Consider the following 17358-nt stretch of genomic DNA (forward strand, 5'->3'; position numbering starts at 1 on the left):
TCCGCCGGCCGCGCCCCGCCCGTTCTTTGCTCAATGAATGGCGGGAATCAAACTCCCGTTAATGTCCACTACTGGCTCACCGTTCAACAGTGGCGTACGCCACATCGGTGGGAGCGGTGTTGAGCCAAGTCGGGTCAGAATAAGCCAAGTTGGGCCGCTGATGGCCGCGCAAGACCCCCGGGCCCTGGGACGGCGGGAAAAGGCGACGGGCGGGAGCGGCACCTCCGCACAAGGTGCCTCTCCCGCCCGTCTCCTGGGTGCCGCGGCCGCCGCTGGGTCGGTGAGGGTTGAGGGTCGAGCCACCGACGGCCCCGGATTCTCAAGCGCCGGTCAGCGGCTGTCGCTCCCCGAGGACTGCGCCGCCGCGCGGCCCGCCTCCAGGCGCGCCACGGGGATGCGGAACGGCGAGCAGGAGACGTAGTCCAGACCCACCTCGTGGAAGAAGTGCACCGACTCGGGGTCGCCACCGTGCTCGCCGCACACGCCGAGCTTGAGGTCGGGGCGGGTGGCCCGGCCGGCCGCGACGGCGTCACGGACGAGCGCGCCGACACCGTCCTTGTCGATGGTCTCGAACGGGCTGACGCCGAAGATGCCCTTCTCCAGGTAGGCCGTGAAGAAGCTGGCCTCCACGTCGTCCCGGCTGAAGCCCCACACGGTCTGGGTGAGGTCGTTCGTGCCGAAGGAGAAGAACTCCGCGGCCTCGGCGATCTGACCGGCGGTCAGCGCGGCACGCGGCAGCTCGATCATCGTGCCGAGGGCCAGCTTGAGGGCGACGCCGGTGGCGGCCTCGACCTCGGCGATGACCTGCTCGGCCTCCTCGCGGACGATCTCCAGCTCCTGCACGGTGCCGACGAGCGGGATCATGATCTCGGCGCGCGGGTCGCCCTTGGCGTTCTTGCGCTCGGCCGCGGCCTCGGCGATCGCCCGCACCTGCATGGTGAACAGGCCGGGGATGACCAGGCCCAGACGGACACCGCGCAGACCCAGCATCGGGTTCTGCTCGTGCAGGCGGTGCACGGCCTGGAGCAGGCGCAGGTCGTTCTCGTTGTGGTCCTTGCGGGACTCGGCGAGGGCGACGCGCACCGACAGCTCGGTGATGTCCGGCAGGAACTCGTGCAGCGGCGGGTCGAGCAGCCGCACGGTCACCGGCAGACCGTCCATCGCCTCGAAGAGCTCGATGAAGTCCTTCTTCTGCAGCGGCAGCAGGTTCTTCAGCGCGTCCTCGCGCTCGTCGTCGGTGTCGGCGAGGATCAGCTTCTCGACCATCTCGCGGCGCTCGCCGAGGAACATGTGCTCGGTGCGGCACAGGCCGATGCCCTGGGCACCGAAGCGGCGGGCGCGCAGGGCGTCCTCGGCGTTGTCGGCGTTGGCCCGTACGCGCAGCCGGCGTACCCGGTCCGCGTAAGCCATGATCCGGTGCACGGCCTGGACCAGCTCGTCGGCGTCGTCGGCGCCCGCGTGCATCCGGCCCTCGAAGTACTCGACGACCGGGGAGGGCACCACCGGCACCTCACCGAGGTACACCTTGCCGGTGGAGCCGTCGATGGAGACCACGTCGCCCTCTTCGACGACCGTGCCGTTGACGGTCATCCGGCGGCGCTTGGTGTCGACCTCGAGCTCTTCGGCGCCGCAGACGCAGGTCTTGCCCATGCCGCGGGCGACCACGGCCGCGTGCGAGGTCTTGCCACCGCGGGAGGTCAGGATGCCCTCGGCGGCGATCATGCCGTCCAGGTCGTCGGGGTTGGTCTCACGGCGGATCAGGATGACCTTCTCGCCGGAGCGGGACCACTTGACGGCCGTGTAGGAGTCGAAGACGGCCTTGCCGACGGCGGCGCCCGGGGAGGCGGCGATGCCCCGGCCGAGCTTCTCGACCTTGGCGGACTCGTCGAAGCGGGGGAACATCAGCTGGGCGAGCTGGGCGCCGTTGACCCGCTGGAGCGCCTCGGCCTCGTCGATGAGGCCCTGGTCCACGAGCTGGGTGGCGATACGGAAGGCGGCACCTGCGGTGCGCTTGCCCACGCGGGTCTGGAGCATCCAGAGCTGCCCGCGCTCGATGGTGAACTCGATGTCGCACAGGTCCTTGTAGTGCGTTTCGAGCGTCTCCATGATCTGCATGAGCTGGTCGTACGACTTCTTGTCGATCGACTCCAGATCGGCGAGCGGCACGGTGTTGCGGATACCGGCGACGACGTCCTCGCCCTGGGCGTTCTGGAGGTAGTCGCCGTAGACGCCCTGGTGACCCGACGCGGGGTCGCGGGTGAAGGCGACGCCGGTGCCGGAGTCGGGGCCGAGGTTGCCGAACACCATGGAACAGACGTTGACCGCGGTGCCCAGGTCGCCCGGGATGCGCTCCTGGCGGCGGTAGAGCTTGGCGCGGTCGGTGTTCCAGGAGTTGAAGACCGCGTTGATGGCGAGATCCATCTGCTCACGCGGGTCCTGCGGGAAGTCACGGCCGGTCTCGGCCTTGACGATCTTCTTGAACTGCTTGACCAGCTTCTTGAGGTCGGCGGCGTCGAGATCGGTGTCGACGGCGACCTTCTTGGCGGCCTTGGTCTCATCGAGGACGTCCTCGAAGAGCTCACCGTCGACGCCGAGCACGGTCTTGCCGAACATCTGGATGAGCCGGCGGTACGAGTCCCAGGCGAAGCGCTCGTCGCCCGCCTGCTTGGCCAGGCCCTCGGCGGACGCGTCGGAGAGCCCGATGTTGAGGACGGTGTCCATCATTCCGGGCATCGAGAACTTGGCGCCGGAGCGTACGGACACGAGCAGCGGGTCGTCGGCCTGGCCGAGCTTCTTGCCCATCTTCTGCTCAAGGGCCTCGAGGTGCGCACTCACCTCGTCACGCAGCGCCGCGGGCTCCTCGCCGCTTTCGAGGTAGACCTTGCACGCCTCGGTGGTGATGGTGAAGCCCGGAGGGACGGGCAGCCCGAGGTTGGTCATCTCGGCGAGGTTCGCACCCTTGCCACCGAGGAGGTCCTTGAGGTCCCTGTTGCCCTCGGTGAAGTCGTAGACGAACTTCTGATCTTTGTTTTCCGACACGGGTCTCGACTCCTCGAGGACTCGGTGGCTGCCCTGACGGCGAGGAACATACCCAGATCGAAGGTGTTTGGGTACGTGCACTTCTCCGTCATCGGGGCTTAACCACCCGTCCGCCAGCAGATCGCAGGTTACTGACGTGTTAACGGGACGCCCATGACTCTTTCACGCCTCGAAGAGTGCTTGACTGAAAGCGGAAATTGTCCGCTCACATGAGCGCTCAAGAGGCCAGATGAGTTCAACTCTTGAACACAGAAAGGGTGGCACTCAGTGCCACCCTTCTAAAGGTGCAGCCATCATCCAGGCGCTCATCTGAGCGCCATCCCGATCAAAGGTGGCGAGGATCACGCCGCCACGCATGGCCTGTTTCCGGCATCCGGACGCCGGTTGGGACGGTCCGGCCAGCTCAGCCGCCCGACGTGTCCAGCTCCGCATCCTCACTCACACCTGCACAGTCGTACGGGTCCTTCAGCCAGCCGTCGGGTAGTACGACCCGATTGTTCCCGGATGTCCGGCCGCGCGGGCCGTCCGCGCCGACCGGCCACGGCTGATTCAGGTCCAGCGTGCTCAGCTGAGCGCGCAGCTCGTCCAGGGACGAGGTCACCGCGAGCTTCTTGCGCATCTCCGAACCCACGGCGAACCCCTTGAGGTACCAGGCCACATGCTTTCGGAAGTCGATGACGCCACGGGACTCGTCACCGATCCACTCCCCCAGCAACTGGGCATGGCGCACCATGACCTCCGCGACCTCACGCAGCGACGGCCGCGCGTACTGCCCGGTCCCCTCGAAGGCCGCCACCAGATCCCCGAAGAGCCAGGGCCTGCCGAGGCAGCCGCGCCCCACGACCACGCCGTCACAGCCGGTCTCGCGCATCATCCGCAGGGCGTCGTCGGCCGACCAGATGTCTCCGTTGCCGAGCACGGGGAGCTCCGGGACATGCTCCTTGAGCCGGGCGATGGCCTCCCAGTCGGCGGTGCCGCCGTAGTGCTGCGCCGCCGTGCGCCCGTGCAGGGCGATGGCCGTGACGCCCTCGTCCACGGCGATCCGGCCCGCGTCGAGATAGGTGATGTGGTCGTCGTCGATGCCCTTGCGCATCTTCATGGTCACCGGCAGGTCGCCGGCGTTGCCGACCGCCTCGTTGAGGATCGCCCGCAGCAGGTTCCGCTTGTACGGGAGCGCCGAGCCGCCGCCCTTGCGGGTCACCTTGGGGACCGGGCAGCCGAAGTTCAGGTCGATATGGTCGGCCAGATCCTCGTCCACGATCATGCGCACGGCCTTGCCGACGGTGACCGGGTCCACTCCGTAGAGCTGGATCGAGCGCGGGGTCTCGGTCTTGTCGAAGTGGATGAGCTGCATCGTCTTCTCGTTGCGCTCGACCAGCGCCCGCGTCGTGATCATCTCGCTCACGAACAGTCCCTTGCCGCCACTGAACTCGCGGCAGAGGGTGCGGAAGGGTGCGTTGGTGATGCCCGCCATGGGGGCGAGCACGACCGGGGGCTGCACGGGGTGCGGCCCAATCGAGAGGGTGGGATGCGTGGCCATTCGCCTATTGTCGCGCACCGCCAGGTTCATTAGTTAGGCGTACTATGCACTCATGCCCGCGTCAACATCGGCCCCGGGTCCCCGGCGGCGGCTGCTGATCCTGGCGATCTGCTGCATGAGCCTGCTGATCGTCAGTCTGGACGCCACCGTCCTCAACGTCGCTCTGCCCTCGATCCGCCAGGACCTGGGCGCGAGCGTGGCCGACCTCCAGTGGATCATCGACGCCTACACCCTCGTCCTGGCGTCCCTGCTGGTTCTCGCGGGTTCCACCGCCGACCGGATCGGCCGCCGCAAGGTCTTCCTGACGGGTCTCGTGCTCTTCACGCTGGGCTCCGCCCTGTGCTCCCTCGCACCGGACCTCCCCCTGCTCGTCGTCTTCCGCATGGTGCAGGCGGTGGGCGGCTCGATGCTCAACCCGGTCGCGATGTCGATCATCACCAACACCTTCACCGACCCACGCGAACGCGCCCGCGCCATCGGCGCCTGGGGCGGTGTGGTCGGCATCTCGATGGCCGCGGGTCCGGTCATCGGCGGCCTGCTGGTCGAAACGGTCGGCTGGCGCTCGATCTTCTGGCTCAACATCCCGGTCGGCCTCGCCGCCCTCCTGCTCACCTGGCGCTACGTCCCCGAGTCCCGCGCCCCCAAGCCGCGCAGGCCCGACCCGGTCGGTCAACTCCTCGTCATCGCCCTGCTCGGCTCCGTCACGTACGCGATCATCGAGGCCCCCAGCAAGGGAGCAGCCGTCCTCCCCCTGGCCGGGGTCGCGGTCGCCTCCCTCGCCACGCTGTTGCTCTACGAGCCCCGCCGCGACGAGCCCCTCATCGACCTGCGCTTCTTCCGCTCGGCACCGTTCAGCGGCGCGACCGTGATCGCGATCAGCGCCTTCGCCGCGCTGAGCGGCTTCCTGTTCCTCAACACCCTCTACCTCCAGGGCCTGCGCGGCCTGTCCCCGCTCCACGCAGGGCTGTACATGCTTCCCATGGCCGGGCTCACCTTCCTGTGCGCCCCGCTCTCCGGCCGCCTGGTCGGCGCCCGCGGCCCACGCCTGCCCCTGATCGTCGCCGGAACCACGATGGCGGCGAGCGCCCTGCTGTTCGCCGCCTTCGACGCGGAATCGAGCACACTGCTGCTCTTCACCGGCTACGTGCTGTTCGGCCTCGGCTTCGGCATGGTGAACGCCCCCATCACCAACACCGCGGTCTCCGGAATGCCCCGCGCCCAGGCGGGCGTGGCCGCTGCCATCGCCTCCACCAGTCGCCAGACCGGCGCGACCCTCGGCGTCGCCGTCATCGGCTCCGTCCTGGCAGCCGGCACCAATGCCGCAGCCCCCGCCTCGACCTTCCTGGAGGCAAGCCGCCCGGCCTGGTGGATCATCATGGCCTGCGGTCTGTCGGTCCTCGTGGTGGGCGCGGCGACGAGCGGACGGTGGGCACGGGAGACGGCCCGGCGGACGGCGGAGCGACTCGAGCGCACAGGGGCGCGGGTGGCGGCACGGAGCGGGTCATAGGCATCCCGGGTGCCTCGTTCTCCCCGAGCCTGGCCCGCTGTCAGGCGGGTCACTGTGCTTCGTGCAGCGGCTGTTCACGTTCACGATCGGACGGGGGCGACGCGCAAAGCCGGTGGGCCCGGACCGCAGCATGCGGTCCGGGCCCACCTTGTGCCGGGCGTCAGCTCTGCTGGTCTTCCTGCTTGCCCTGTGTGCGCTCACGCATCTTGCGCAGCAGCTCCTGCTTCTGTTCGTCGGCCGACTTCTGCCCGGCCGCGCGGGCCGGGCCGTTGCCGTGCTGGTCGGCACGGGACAGCTTCTTTCGCTGTCCGCCCACGCCGAGAAGGTTGTTGCGGCTCTTGGCCACCGGATTCTCCTGTCCTGGTGAGAAGGGGTTCGTCGCGGGGCGGGTGGGGATGTCGCTCTCAGTCGACGATGTCGGGCAAGCCCGACGATGCAGGCCGGGGCGCCCTCATGGGGGTGCGGCACACCGGCAGACCCACCCGCTGCACTCTCACTCGTAGATCTGGTGGAAAGAACACATACCGCGACCGTACCCGCACCCCACGCCCCGGGCACCTGGTTTTCAGGGGTACGGGGATTCAGGGGTACAGGGATTCAGGGGTTCATGGGGCGACCGTCGCCTGGTGCGCCTCTGTGAGGTGCTCCTCCGCCTTCAGCCACGGCAGGAACTGCGCGTTCTTGCGCCAGCCGCACGTCTCGCAGGTCAGGGTGCGCTGGATGCCCGACTTCCTGACGTGCACGACGTGTTCGCGGCCGTGCTGGTCCCATCGGCTGACCCTGCTGCTGGTCATGGACGGCATCGGTCCCCTCCCGGTGGCGCTCCCGGTGACGCGTGCGCGCCCAGTGTGCACGACAAAGGCCGACCGGGCACCAGCCCGGTCGGCCTTTGTCCTAAGCAGCACGCTCGGCGTCAGGCACCGATGAGGCGCGTCGCCAGGTACCCCTGGATCTGGTCCAGGGACACTCGCTCCTGCTTCATCGAGTCGCGCTCGCGCACCGTCACCGCGTTGTCGTCGAGGGTGTCGAAGTCGACGGTCACGCAGAACGGGGTACCGATCTCGTCCTGGCGCCGGTAGCGGCGGCCGATCGCGCCCGCGTCGTCGAACTCGATGTTCCAGTGCTGGCGCAGGTCGGCCGCGAGGCCCTTCGCCTTCGGGGAGAGCTGCGGGTTGCGGGACAGCGGCAGCACCGCGACCTTCACCGGGGCGAGGCGGTGGTCGAGGCGCAGCACGGTGCGCTTCTCCATGACGCCCTTGGCGTTGGGGGCCTCGTCCTCGTTGTAGCCGTCGAGGAGGAACGCCAGCATCGTGCGGCCGACACCGGCGGCGGGCTCGATGACGTACGGCATCCAGCGCTCCTGCGCCTCCTGGTCGTAGTACGACAGGTCGGTGCCGGAGGCCTTGGAGTGGGCCGTGAGGTCGTAGTCGGTGCGGTTGGCGACGCCTTCGAGCTCGCCCCACTCACTGCCGCCGAACTGGAAGCGGTACTCGATGTCGGCGGTGCGCTTGGAGTAGTGGGAGAGCTTCTCCTTGGGGTGCTCGTACCAGCGCATGTTCTCCTCACGGAGACCCAGGCCGGTGTACCAGTTCCAGCGCTGCTCCATCCAGTACTCCTGCCACTGCTCGTCCTCGCCCGGCTTGACGAAGAACTCCATCTCCATCTGCTCGAACTCGCGGGTGCGGAAGATGAAGTTGCCCGGCGTGATCTCGTTGCGGAAGGACTTGCCGACCTGCGCGATGCCGAACGGCGGCTTGCGGCGCGCGCTCTGCTGGACCTGGGCGAAGTTGGTGAAGATGCCCTGGGCGGTCTCGGGCCGCAGGTAGGCGATGGAGCCCGAGTCCTGGGTGGGGCCGAGGTGGGTGGAGAGCAGACCCGAGAACTGCTTGGGCTCGGTGAACTGGCCCTTGTTACCGCAGTTGGGGCAGTTGATGTCGGCCAGGCCGTTCGCCGGGGCGTGGCCGTGCTTCTCCTCGTAGGCCTCTTCCAGGTGGTCGGCGCGGTAGCGCTTGTGGCAGGAGGTGCACTCGGTGAGCGGGTCGGAGAAGGTGGCGACGTGGCCGGAGGCCTCCCAGACCTCGGTGGCCAGGATCACCGACGAGTCGATACCGACGACGTCCTCACGCGAGGTGACCATGTAGCGCCACCACTGGCGCTTGATGTTCTCCTTGAGCTCGGTGCCCAGCGGTCCGTAGTCCCAGGCGGCACGCTGTCCGCCGTAGATCTCGCTGCACGGGTAGACAAAGCCACGGCGCTTGCTCAGGTTGACGATCGTGTCGATCTTGTCGGCGGCCACGGTGCTCTCTTCATTACGACGACGGGTAGGACGACTGGCTGGGGCGGCGCGAGGCGCCCGGCCGGGGTGATGAGTGGCGAGTGCTTCAGATTACCGGCGGCCTCACCCCTCCGATCAAATCGGTGCAGGAGCTGAGCGACTCCTTCATCTTGTTGACAATCGTTTCCACTCTTGTTGAAAATGACTGTCATGAACGTACGCCGCCTCATATCCACCGGTGCCGTCGCGGGAGCGACCGCACTGTCGCTCGTCACCCTGTCCGCCTGCGCGGGGGCCTCCGGCGCCGCGGGCAGGCACGGCGGCGGCAAGCTGGATGTGGTGGCGTCCTTCTATCCCATGCAGTATCTCGCCGAGCAGATCGGTGGGGAACACGTGGCGGTCACCACCCTCACCAAGCCCGGCGTCGAGCCGCATGACCTGGAGCTGAAGCCCAGGCAGGCGTCCGCGCTCCGCCAAGCCGACTACGTCCTCTATCTCAAGGGCGTCCAGCCGGCCGTGGACGACGCCATCGCACAGGCCGGCGTCGAGCACACCGTCGACGCGGGCACCCTGACCGAGCTGGAGGCGCACGGCACCGCGGTCGGCGGTGATCACGACCACGCACACGGCGACGACGAACACGGTGGCGGCCAGGACCCGCATGTCTGGCTCGACCCGGTGAAGTACGCGGAGATCGCCCGCGGTGTCGGCAAGTCCCTGGAGAAGGCCGACCCCGCCCACTCCGCCGAGTACACCAAGAACACCGACGCGCTGGTCGCCAAGCTCAACACCCTCAACACCCGCTTCACAGACGGGCTGAAGCACACCGGCACCCGGACCTTCATCACCACCCACGCCGCCTTCGGCTATCTCGCCGAGCGCTACGGGCTCGAGCAGCAGGGCATCGCGGGGCTCGACCCCGAGTCGGAGCCGAGCCCCGCACGTATCAGGGAGCTCCAGAGCGTGGCGAAGCAGGACAAGGTGACCACGGTGTTCTTCGAGACCCTGGCCAGCGACCGGACCGCCAGGACCCTGGCCGGTGACACCGGGCTGAAGACGGACGTGCTGGACCCCCTGGAGGGGATCACGGACCGCTCCAAGGGCGATGACTACATCGGCGTCATGGAGTCCAACCTGGCCGCGCTGCGCAAGGCACTCGGCGCCCAGTGACGGACACCGTGGCAGAAAAGACGACAGCATCGGAGACACAGGCCATGGAGACGCAGGAGCCCCAGGGGCTTCAGGAGCCCGTCATATCCGTCCGCGGCGCCCGGGCCACCCTCGGCTCCCGCCCCGTACTGCGCGGGGTCGACCTCACCGTGCGCCGGGGCGAGGTCGTCGCGCTGCTCGGCGCCAACGGCTCGGGCAAGTCGACGGCCGTCCGGTCCGTGATCGGGCAGGTGCCGCTCACCGACGGCTCGGTCTCCCTCTTCGGTACGGAGCTGCGGCGCTTCCGCGACTGGAAGCGGGTCGGTTACGTACCCCAGCGCACCACCGCGACCAGCGGTGTCCCCGCGACCGTCCGCGAGGTGGTGTCCTCCGGCCGGCTGTCGCGTACGAAGCTGGGGTGGCCGTCCAAGGCCGACCGCGCCGCGGTCCAGCGGGCGATCGAGCTGGTCGGGCTGGCCGACCGGGCCAAGGACGCGGTGGGCGCCCTGTCCGGGGGCCAGCACCAGCGGGTACTGATCGCCCGTGCGCTCGCCGCCGACCCCGAACTGCTGATCATGGACGAGCCGATGGCCGGCGTGGACCTGGCCAGCCAGGAGATCCTGGCCGGGACGCTGCGCGAGCAGGTCGCGGCCGGGACGACCGTGCTGCTGGTGCTGCATGAGCTGGGACCGCTGGAGCCGCTGATCGACCGGGCCGTGGTGCTACGCGACGGCTGCGTGGTCCATGACGGTCCGCCGCCCGAGGCCGTCGGCCAGCACGCGCTGCCCGGGCATGACCACGTACATCCGCACGCGGCCGATGAGCCGCTCCGCACGGGACTGCTGACCTGACCATGGAATTCCTCCAGGACCCCTTTATGCAGCGGGCGCTGCTCGCCGCCGTGCTGGTCGGTGTGATCGCCCCGGCGGTCGGCATCCACCTGGTGCAGCGCCGCCAGGCGCTGATGGGCGACGGCATCGGCCATGTCGCGCTGACCGGTGTCGGCCTCGGCTTCCTGCTGTCCACCAACCCGGTGTGGATGGCGACCCTCGTCGCCGTCGTCGGCTCGGTCGCGATGGAGCTGATCCGGGCGTACGGGCGCACCCGCGGCGACATCGCGCTCGCGATGCTGTTCTACGGCGGTATGGCGGGCGGGGTGATGCTGATGAACCTCAGCGACACCGGCTCGAACGCCAACCTCACCTCGTATCTCTTCGGCTCGCTGTCCACGGTCTCCGACGAGGACCTCACGGCGATCTGCCTGCTCGCGGCCTTTGTGCTGCTGGTGACGGTGGGGCTGCGGCGGCAGCTCTTCGCGATCAGCCAGGACGAGGAGTTCGCCCGGGTCACCGGGCTTCCGGTGCGGGCGCTCAACCTGCTGGTCGCGGTGACGGCGGCGGTCACCGTGACGGTCGCGATGCGCGTGGTCGGTCTGCTGCTGGTGAGCGCACTCATGGTGGTGCCGGTGGCCGCGGCACAGCAGATCACCCGGTCGTTCAAACTGACCTTCGTGGTGTCCGTGGCGATCGGCATCGTCGTGACGCTGACGGGTACGGTCACGACGTACTACCAGGACGTGCCGCCGGGTGCGACGATCGTGTTGCTGGCCATCGCGGTCTTCGTGCTGCTCACCGCGCTGGCGACGCCGCTGGCGCGACGGCGGGCGAAAACCGTCATCGCGGCGGCCGGAGACCGGTGCGAGACGGCGGCTGAGATCAGTCGCCGCCCGGCCGATGACGTCAGGGTCTGATACCGGGCCTGGCAGAATGGCCCGTCCGAGGAGCGGGCGGATCGAAGGAGGCACCTGTGGTGACGGCTGGACCCCCCGTACGCGGCCGGTCGACCCGGCAGCGGGCCGCGGTGGCGGCGGCACTCGACGAGGTGGACGAGTTCCGCAGCGCGCAGGAGCTGCACGACATGCTCAGGCACCGCGGTGATTCGGTGGGGCTGACCACGGTCTACCGGACGTTGCAGTCCCTTGCCGAGGCCGGTGAGGTGGATGTGCTGCGCACCACCGAGGGCGAGGCGGTCTACCGGCGCTGCGCCTCCGGTGAGCACCACCACCATCTCGTGTGCCGGGTGTGCGGCAAGGCGGTGGAGGTCGAGGGTCCGGCCGTCGAGCAGTGGGCGGAGACGATCGCCGCGCAGCACGGTTACGTCAACGTGGCGCACACGGTGGAGATCTTCGGCACGTGCGCGGCCTGCGCCAAGTCCGAGGCAGCGAACGGCTGCCCGTAGGAGCTCGCGGAAGCAGGCGCCTGGTCGGGGTGGGCTCGGCGTCCGGCCCTACACCACCCGGACCCGTGGAGGAGCGGCGGAAGACCGCTAGTCGCGCTTCGGGCCTTCGATCGCGCGGCCGTCCGAGTCATACGGCCATGCGTTGATCACACATCCGTTGAGCCCCTTGATCTGCTGCATCATCGCGGGCGCCGGGCGCCCGGGCCCGGGGCAGCCGCGGTGCCCGTAGCCGAGCCGGTGGCCGACCTCGTGGTTGACGATCAGCGCGTGGTACATCGCTGCCCGGCCCTGGTAGGCGGGGGCGAGCAGCACCCAGCGCCGGAGGTTGACCATGACATCGGTGCCGCCGCTGCAATTGACCTGACCGCCCGTGTCGAGCCCGTACTTCGCGCAGACCTCGTCCGTGGTGGCGGGTGATGCCAGCCGCACCACGAAGTCGTACGGGGGCCGGTCGACCCGCTGGAAGGCCTTGCCGCCGGTGGTCCAGCCGCGCTTGTCGGCGAGTATGCCCTCGACCTCGCGGGCGAAGCCGTCCGGAGCCTGGCCCAGTCCGCCCTCCACCGCCACGGAATAGCGCAGCGGGGCGCCGGTTCCGACGATGCGGCCGCTGCCCTTCACCGGCACCGTCTCGAACTCGCCGTCACCGCGCTCCGGGATGTGCGGCTGGCCCGCGGCTTCGGCCGCTGCCTCGGCGGCGGACGGCGATGCTCCGGGTCTCAACTCCTGGGACTCGGGAAGGTCGAGCCCGCTCGTCGACCCGCCGCCGTCGAGACCCGGCACGGGGGTCGGCTTCCCCCCTGCCCCCGTTCCGCTGTCCCCTCCGGTGCCGAGGACGTACCCGGCACCCACGACGGCGAGGAGTGCCACAGCGTAGAGGGGAGTGCGTCGGCGGCCCGTGCGGGGCTTTCTGCGGCTCTGTTTGCGGTGCTGCCTGCTCGGCATGATGTGGAGCTCCTTGCAGGGACGATGTCCTTACCGGAACTACACATGCCGCTACGTGAACTGACGGTGAGCGCCTGCGCTCACACGGAACTCACACGGACACACGCGAGGTCGCGGTCCTCGCTCACGCCTACGGCAGGGTGACGTGCACGACCAGCCCGCCGCCCTTGCGCGGCGCGGCCATCACGTCGCCGTCGTGGGCCTGCGCCACGGCTCGTACGATCGAAAGGCCCAGCCCGCTGCCCCTGGCCGACCCCACCCGGTCGGTGAGCCTGCGGAACGGCTCGAAGAGCACGGGGATCTCGTGCGGGGAGATCTGGGCGCCGGTGTTGCCGATCACGATCTGCGCCCCGGACGCGTCCTTGCGGGTCTCCACAGTCACGTTTCCGCTGGGTACGTTGTGCCGGACGGCGTTCTCCACGAGGTTGCGTACCAGCTGCTCCAGCAGGATCGGGTCGCCGGTGGTGGACGCGGCACCGAGGTACGACTCGACGGTCACGCCCCCGCGTTCCGCCTCGCCCTCCGTGTGCTCGATGACGACGGCGGCGATCTCCGCCAGGTCTGTTCCGACCCGCTCGGTGAGCGCGTCATCGGCGCGGGCGAGGGTGAGCAGGGCGTCGATGAGCCGTTCATGGCGGGCGTTGACAGCGAGGAGGTTCTCACCGAGGTGCTGGATCTCGGGTGGGGCGTCGCGGCGGCTCATGGCCACCTCCACCAGGGTGCGGTTGATCACCAGCGGGGTCTTCAGCTCGTGGGCGGCGTTGGCGATGAAACGTTCCTGCCCCGCGAAGGCCGCGTCGAGGCGGTCCAGCATGCTGTCGAAGGAGTCCGCGAGGCGCTTGACCTCGCCCGACGCGCTGTCGAGGCCGATACGCCGGTGCAGGGTCCGGCTCGCGATGCGTTCCGCGGTGGAGGTGATCCGCTCGAGGGGCCGCAGCAGACGGCCCGCGACGACCCAGCCGAGCGTGGTGGCGGCCACGCCCACGACGAGGACGGTCACCCCGCCCTTGGTCAGCAGATTGGTGCGCATCGTGTCGACGATGATCTGCCTGGTCGTCCGGTCCACGAGGGGATCGCTGCCGAAAGCGCCCGGCAGCACCAGACTCAGGCTGTAACGCATGCTGTTCTGCACGAGGATGACCGCACCGATGAGCACGGCCGCCGCCGCGATGAAGAACAGCAGACCGAAGACGGCCGTCAGGCGCAGCCGCATGCTCCCGCGTTGCGGCGAGAGCAGCGGCGGCTGATGCGGGTGCTGCTCCTCGCTCATCGGACCCGGTACCCCACGCCGGTCACCGTCTCCACCACCCCGGGATCGCCCAGCTTGCGGCGCAGGCTCCTGATGGTGACGCGGACGATGGTGGTGAACGGGTCGATGTTCTCGTCCCACACCCGCTCCAGCAGCATCTCCGCCGACACCGGGGCGCCCTGGGCCCGCAGCAGCTCCTCCAGCACGGCGAACTCCTTGCGGGACAGGGCGATGTAGCGCCCGTCCCGGTAGGTCTCGCGCAGATGGGGGTCGAGACGCAGCCCGGCGCACTCCAGGACCGGTGGTGCCGCGGCGCGGGCACGGCGGCCCAGCGCCCTGATACGTGCCACGAGCTCGGCGAAGGCGAAGGGCTTGGCGAGGTAGTCGTCGGCGCCGAGGCTGAGCCCGGCGACCCGTTCGGCAACGGTGGTGGACACCGTGAGCATCAGGATCCGCACCCCCGCCCCGGACGCGGCGACCCGGCCGCACACCACGTCACCGTGCACCTTGGGCAGGTCCCGGTCCAGGACCATCACGTCGTACTCGTTGACCGCGAGCCGCTCCAGCGCGGCCTCGCCGTCGTGCACGACATCGACGGCGAACGCCTCCTGGCGCAGCCCGTCGGCTATCGCCGCGGCCAGCATCTCCTCGTCCTCGACGACGAGCACCCGCATCCGTCCCACCCCACTCCATGACCACCGGGCCCGCACGGTCGCGGCTCCGGCGCCCTGGTAGAGGGTGCGGGGCGGTTACGCGTTCCCGGCCGGATACGCGTTCTCCCCCGGCTTCTTCTCCAGGGCGAGCAGCTCCTCGTTCGGGATCGCACCGCCGAAGCGCCGGTCGCGCGAAGCGTACTCCAGGCAGGCCCGCCACAGGTCACGGCGATCGAAGTCGGGCCACAGCACGTCCTGGAACACCATCTCGGCGTAGCTGCTCTGCCAGATCAGGTAGTTGGAGGTGCGCTGCTCACCGCTCGGGCGCAGGAACAGGTCGACGTCCGGCATGTCCGGGTAGTACAGGTACTTCTGGAAGGTCTTCTCGCTGACCTTCGACGGGTCGAGCCGGCCCGCGGCGACGTCCTCGGCGATCCTCTTCGCGGCGTCGGCGATCTCGGCACGGCCGCCGTAGTTGACGCAGAAGTAGAGCGTCATGGCGTCGTTGGCCGTGGTCTGCTCCTGGGCGATCTGGAGCTCCTGGACCACGGACTTCCACATCTTGGGCATCCGGCCGACCCAGCGGATACGGATGCCGAGCTCGTCCATCTCGTCGCGGCGGCGGCGGATCACATCGCGGTTGAAGTTCATCAGGAAGCGCACCTCCTCGGGGGAGCGCTTCCAGTTCTCGGTGGAGAAGGCGTAGAGGGAGAGGTTCTTGACGCCCATCTCCAGGCAGCCCTTGAGCACGTCGAGGACCACGCCCTCGCCCACCTTGTGACCCTCGGTGCGGGGCAGTCCGCGGTCCTTGGCCCAGCGGCCGTTGCCGTCCATGACGATGGCGACGTGCTCGGGCACCAACTCGGCCGGGATCTTCGGCGGGCGGGCACCGGAGGGGTGCGGCTCGGGGACCTTGTACTCCCGGCGGGAGCGTCCCAGGATTCCGCGTCGTGCCATGTCACACTCACTTCTTCTCGACGTTCGCAGCGTTCGCAGCGTTCGCAGCGCTCGCAGCGGGCTCGGCGCTCTCGGTCTCGGCGTTCGCGGCGAATTTTTCCACGTACCGCAGGGAGCGCAGCCCCCGCTCCAGGTGCCAGTGCAGATAGGCGGACACCAGCCCGCTCGCCTCCCTGACATGACGGGCCTCACAGGCGTCCGCCGTGTCCCAGTCACCGGTGAGCAGCGCGCTGAGCAGCCGGACGGCCTCAGGCGAGGGTACGACGCTGCCGGGCACCCGGCAGTCGCCGCATATCACTCCACCCGAAGCGACCGAGAAGAACCGGTTGGGACCGTGCAGTCCGCATTTGGCGCAGTCGTCGAAGCTGGGCGCGTAGCCGTTGACGGCGAGGGAGCGCAGCAGGAACGCGTCGAGGATCAGATTCGGCGCGTGCTCGCCCCGGGAGAGCGTCCGCAGCCCCCCGACGAGCAGCAGATACTGCTGGACCGCCGGCTCCCCCTCATGATCGGTGAACCGTTCCGCCGTCTCCAGCATGGCGGTACCCGCGGTGTAGCGGGCGTAGTCCGTGACGATCCCGCTACCGTACGGGGCGATCGTCTCGCTCTGCGTACACAGCGGCAGCCCCCGGCCGATCAGTTCGCTGCCGCGCGCGAAGAACTGCACGTCCACATGCGAGAACGGTTCGAGCCGTGCCCCGAACTTCGACTTGGTCCTGCGCACCCCGCGTGCGACGGCCCGTACCCGGCCATGGCCGCGGGTGAGGATCGTGATGATGCGGTCCGCTTCACCCAGCTTCTGGGTGCGCAGCACGATGCCGTCGTCGCGGAACAGGGTCATGGGGCCATTCTTCCGCACGGGGGCGGGACGGGGGTGCCCCCGGGGTGCCCCGGGGGCACGTCGAGCGCGGTCGATCACGGCCGCGGGATCCTCGAGGACCCCCGCCCCCGGGCCGCGGCTCGTCCGGCTCGCCCTCCGCCCCGCCCGTCCGCTGGGGAAGTGTGCGCGGCGGCGGGCATGGGGGTGGTACTCCTGGAGTGTCCCGGAGTCACGTCTGTACCCACCTGGAGTCGTCGATGGCCGTTCGCCGTGTCGTGCCCATCATCCAGTCGGAGGCCGCGCAGGAGAGCCGGGAGTTCTACGGCCTGCTGGGCTTCGAGGAGGTCATGAACCACGGCTGGATCATGACCCTCGCCTCCCCTGACAGTCCGGCGGCACAGGTCAGCTTCATGACCGGCGACAGAACCGCCCCGGTCACCCCTGACATGAGCGTCGAGGTCGACGACGTGGACGCGGCCTATGCGGCCGTGCGGGACGGCGGTGCGGAGATCGTCCATCCCCTGCAGGACGAGGAGTGGGGCGTGCGCCGGTTCTTCGTCCGCGACCCCAACGGACGGGTGGTCAACGTGCTCAGCCACCGCTGACGTCCTTCCCGACCTACCGGAGCTCGCCGGGCGCCGCGCCGCCCCTCACCAGACCGGCCTCCTCGACGAAGTGCGCGAACTGCTCCAGGAGGCGATGCGACGCCGCGCGCATCGCGGAACGCGTCATGCCCGCGGCGTGAGGGGACAGTGTGCAGTGGGGGTTGTCCGCGAGCACCGAGGAGAAGCCGGGCCCTCCGCGTCGACGGGCCCGCAGCCCCGCGTCCGCCACCCGCCGGAGGTTGACCGTCGGCACCAGCCCGAGGTCGCTGAAGCCGTGCAGCTCCGTCAGCGCCTGTTCACCCAGCGCCGGGTCCACGACCAGGACCCGGCCGGGTGCAGGGTGGTCGCGGTGGTGGTGATTCATCGTGCCCACGTGTCCCCCTGTGT

17 protein-coding genes are annotated in these 17358 nt (G+C 69.3%); 6 read left to right on the top strand and 11 right to left on the bottom strand.

Features of this window, described 5'->3' with window-relative positions:
• Positions 1-330: 330 nt before the first annotated feature.
• Complete coding sequence (gene ppdK / locus ACFV6V_RS18645) at positions 331-3039, bottom strand: pyruvate, phosphate dikinase (protein WP_385566073.1); 2709 nt, start codon at positions 3037-3039, stop codon at positions 331-333.
• A gap of 403 nt (positions 3040-3442) precedes the next feature.
• Positions 3443-4579 (bottom strand): tRNA dihydrouridine synthase DusB, encoded by a 1137-nt coding sequence (dusB, locus tag ACFV6V_RS18650; protein WP_385566075.1) that lies wholly within the window; start codon positions 4577-4579, stop codon positions 3443-3445.
• A gap of 52 nt (positions 4580-4631) precedes the next feature.
• On the opposite strand from dusB, the gene ACFV6V_RS18655 reads away from it, so the two are divergent.
• A complete protein-coding gene (locus ACFV6V_RS18655; RefSeq protein ID WP_385566077.1) occupies positions 4632-6086 on the top strand; it encodes an MFS transporter in 1455 nt (484 codons plus the stop codon).
• Positions 6087-6246: 160 nt separating this feature from the next.
• Here ACFV6V_RS18655 and ACFV6V_RS18660 read toward each other — a convergent pair whose 3' ends face one another.
• The 3 genes from ACFV6V_RS18660 to ACFV6V_RS18670 form a co-directional block, all read right to left on the bottom strand.
• Positions 6247-6432, bottom strand: coding sequence for a DUF6243 family protein (locus ACFV6V_RS18660; RefSeq protein ID WP_385566079.1), 186 nt, complete (start codon positions 6430-6432; stop codon positions 6247-6249).
• Positions 6433-6691: 259 nt separating this feature from the next.
• On the bottom strand, positions 6692-6889 hold the full coding sequence (locus tag ACFV6V_RS18665) for a hypothetical protein (protein ID WP_385566082.1): 198 nt from the start codon (positions 6887-6889) through the stop codon (positions 6692-6694).
• Between the two features lie 110 nt (positions 6890-6999).
• Positions 7000-8382, bottom strand: coding sequence for a glycine--tRNA ligase (locus ACFV6V_RS18670; RefSeq protein WP_385566084.1), 1383 nt, complete (start codon positions 8380-8382; stop codon positions 7000-7002).
• 189 nt (positions 8383-8571) lie between these two features.
• Between ACFV6V_RS18670 and ACFV6V_RS18675 the strand changes: the two genes are divergently transcribed.
• From ACFV6V_RS18675 to ACFV6V_RS18690, 4 genes are read left to right on the top strand one after another with little or no spacing between them, the layout of a single operon-like run.
• On the top strand, positions 8572-9531 hold the full coding sequence (locus tag ACFV6V_RS18675) for a metal ABC transporter substrate-binding protein (RefSeq protein ID WP_385566087.1): 960 nt from the start codon (positions 8572-8574) through the stop codon (positions 9529-9531).
• Between the two features lie 44 nt (positions 9532-9575).
• Positions 9576-10361, top strand: coding sequence for a metal ABC transporter ATP-binding protein (locus ACFV6V_RS18680; RefSeq protein ID WP_385566089.1), 786 nt, complete (start codon positions 9576-9578; stop codon positions 10359-10361).
• A gap of 2 nt (positions 10362-10363) precedes the next feature.
• Positions 10364-11260, top strand: coding sequence for a metal ABC transporter permease (locus ACFV6V_RS18685; protein WP_385566092.1), 897 nt, complete (start codon positions 10364-10366; stop codon positions 11258-11260).
• A gap of 56 nt (positions 11261-11316) precedes the next feature.
• On the top strand, positions 11317-11748 hold the full coding sequence (locus tag ACFV6V_RS18690; protein ID WP_385566094.1) for a Fur family transcriptional regulator: 432 nt from the start codon (positions 11317-11319) through the stop codon (positions 11746-11748).
• An 87-nt stretch (positions 11749-11835) separates the two neighbouring features.
• Here the strand turns inward: ACFV6V_RS18690 and ACFV6V_RS18695 are convergent, their stop codons facing one another.
• From ACFV6V_RS18695 to recO, 5 genes are all read right to left on the bottom strand, one after another.
• Positions 11836-12690 (bottom strand): DUF3152 domain-containing protein, encoded by an 855-nt coding sequence (locus tag ACFV6V_RS18695; protein ID WP_385566096.1) that lies wholly within the window; start codon positions 12688-12690, stop codon positions 11836-11838.
• 130 nt (positions 12691-12820) lie between these two features.
• Positions 12821-13960 (bottom strand): sensor histidine kinase, encoded by a 1140-nt coding sequence (locus ACFV6V_RS18700; RefSeq protein WP_385566098.1) that lies wholly within the window; start codon positions 13958-13960, stop codon positions 12821-12823.
• Positions 13957-14613 carry a response regulator transcription factor gene (locus tag ACFV6V_RS18705; RefSeq protein WP_385566229.1) on the bottom strand — a complete coding sequence of 219 codons (657 nt, stop codon included), beginning with the start codon at positions 14611-14613 and terminating at the stop codon, positions 13957-13959. Before ACFV6V_RS18705 ends, ACFV6V_RS18700 begins: the two co-directional genes overlap by 4 nt.
• Before the next feature lie 75 nt (positions 14614-14688).
• On the bottom strand, positions 14689-15549 hold the full coding sequence (locus tag ACFV6V_RS18710) for an isoprenyl transferase (RefSeq protein ID WP_361279498.1): 861 nt from the start codon (positions 15547-15549) through the stop codon (positions 14689-14691).
• A 7-nt stretch (positions 15550-15556) separates the two neighbouring features.
• Positions 15557-16387 (bottom strand): DNA repair protein RecO, encoded by an 831-nt coding sequence (recO, locus tag ACFV6V_RS18715; protein ID WP_385566100.1) that lies wholly within the window; start codon positions 16385-16387, stop codon positions 15557-15559.
• A 236-nt stretch (positions 16388-16623) separates the two neighbouring features.
• Here recO and ACFV6V_RS18720 point away from each other — a divergent pair, with 236 nt between their 5' ends.
• Complete coding sequence (locus tag ACFV6V_RS18720; RefSeq protein WP_385566103.1) at positions 16624-16971, top strand: VOC family protein; 348 nt, start codon at positions 16624-16626, stop codon at positions 16969-16971.
• Positions 16972-16984: 13 nt separating this feature from the next.
• Here ACFV6V_RS18720 and ACFV6V_RS18725 read toward each other — a convergent pair whose 3' ends face one another.
• Positions 16985-17344 carry a hypothetical protein gene (locus tag ACFV6V_RS18725; protein WP_385566104.1) on the bottom strand — a complete coding sequence of 120 codons (360 nt, stop codon included), beginning with the start codon at positions 17342-17344 and terminating at the stop codon, positions 16985-16987.
• Positions 17345-17358 lie beyond the last annotated feature (14 nt).

It is taken from the genome of Streptomyces sp. NPDC059828 (assembly GCF_042731955.1).
Taxonomy (GTDB): Bacteria; Actinomycetota; Actinomycetes; order Streptomycetales; family Streptomycetaceae; genus Streptomyces.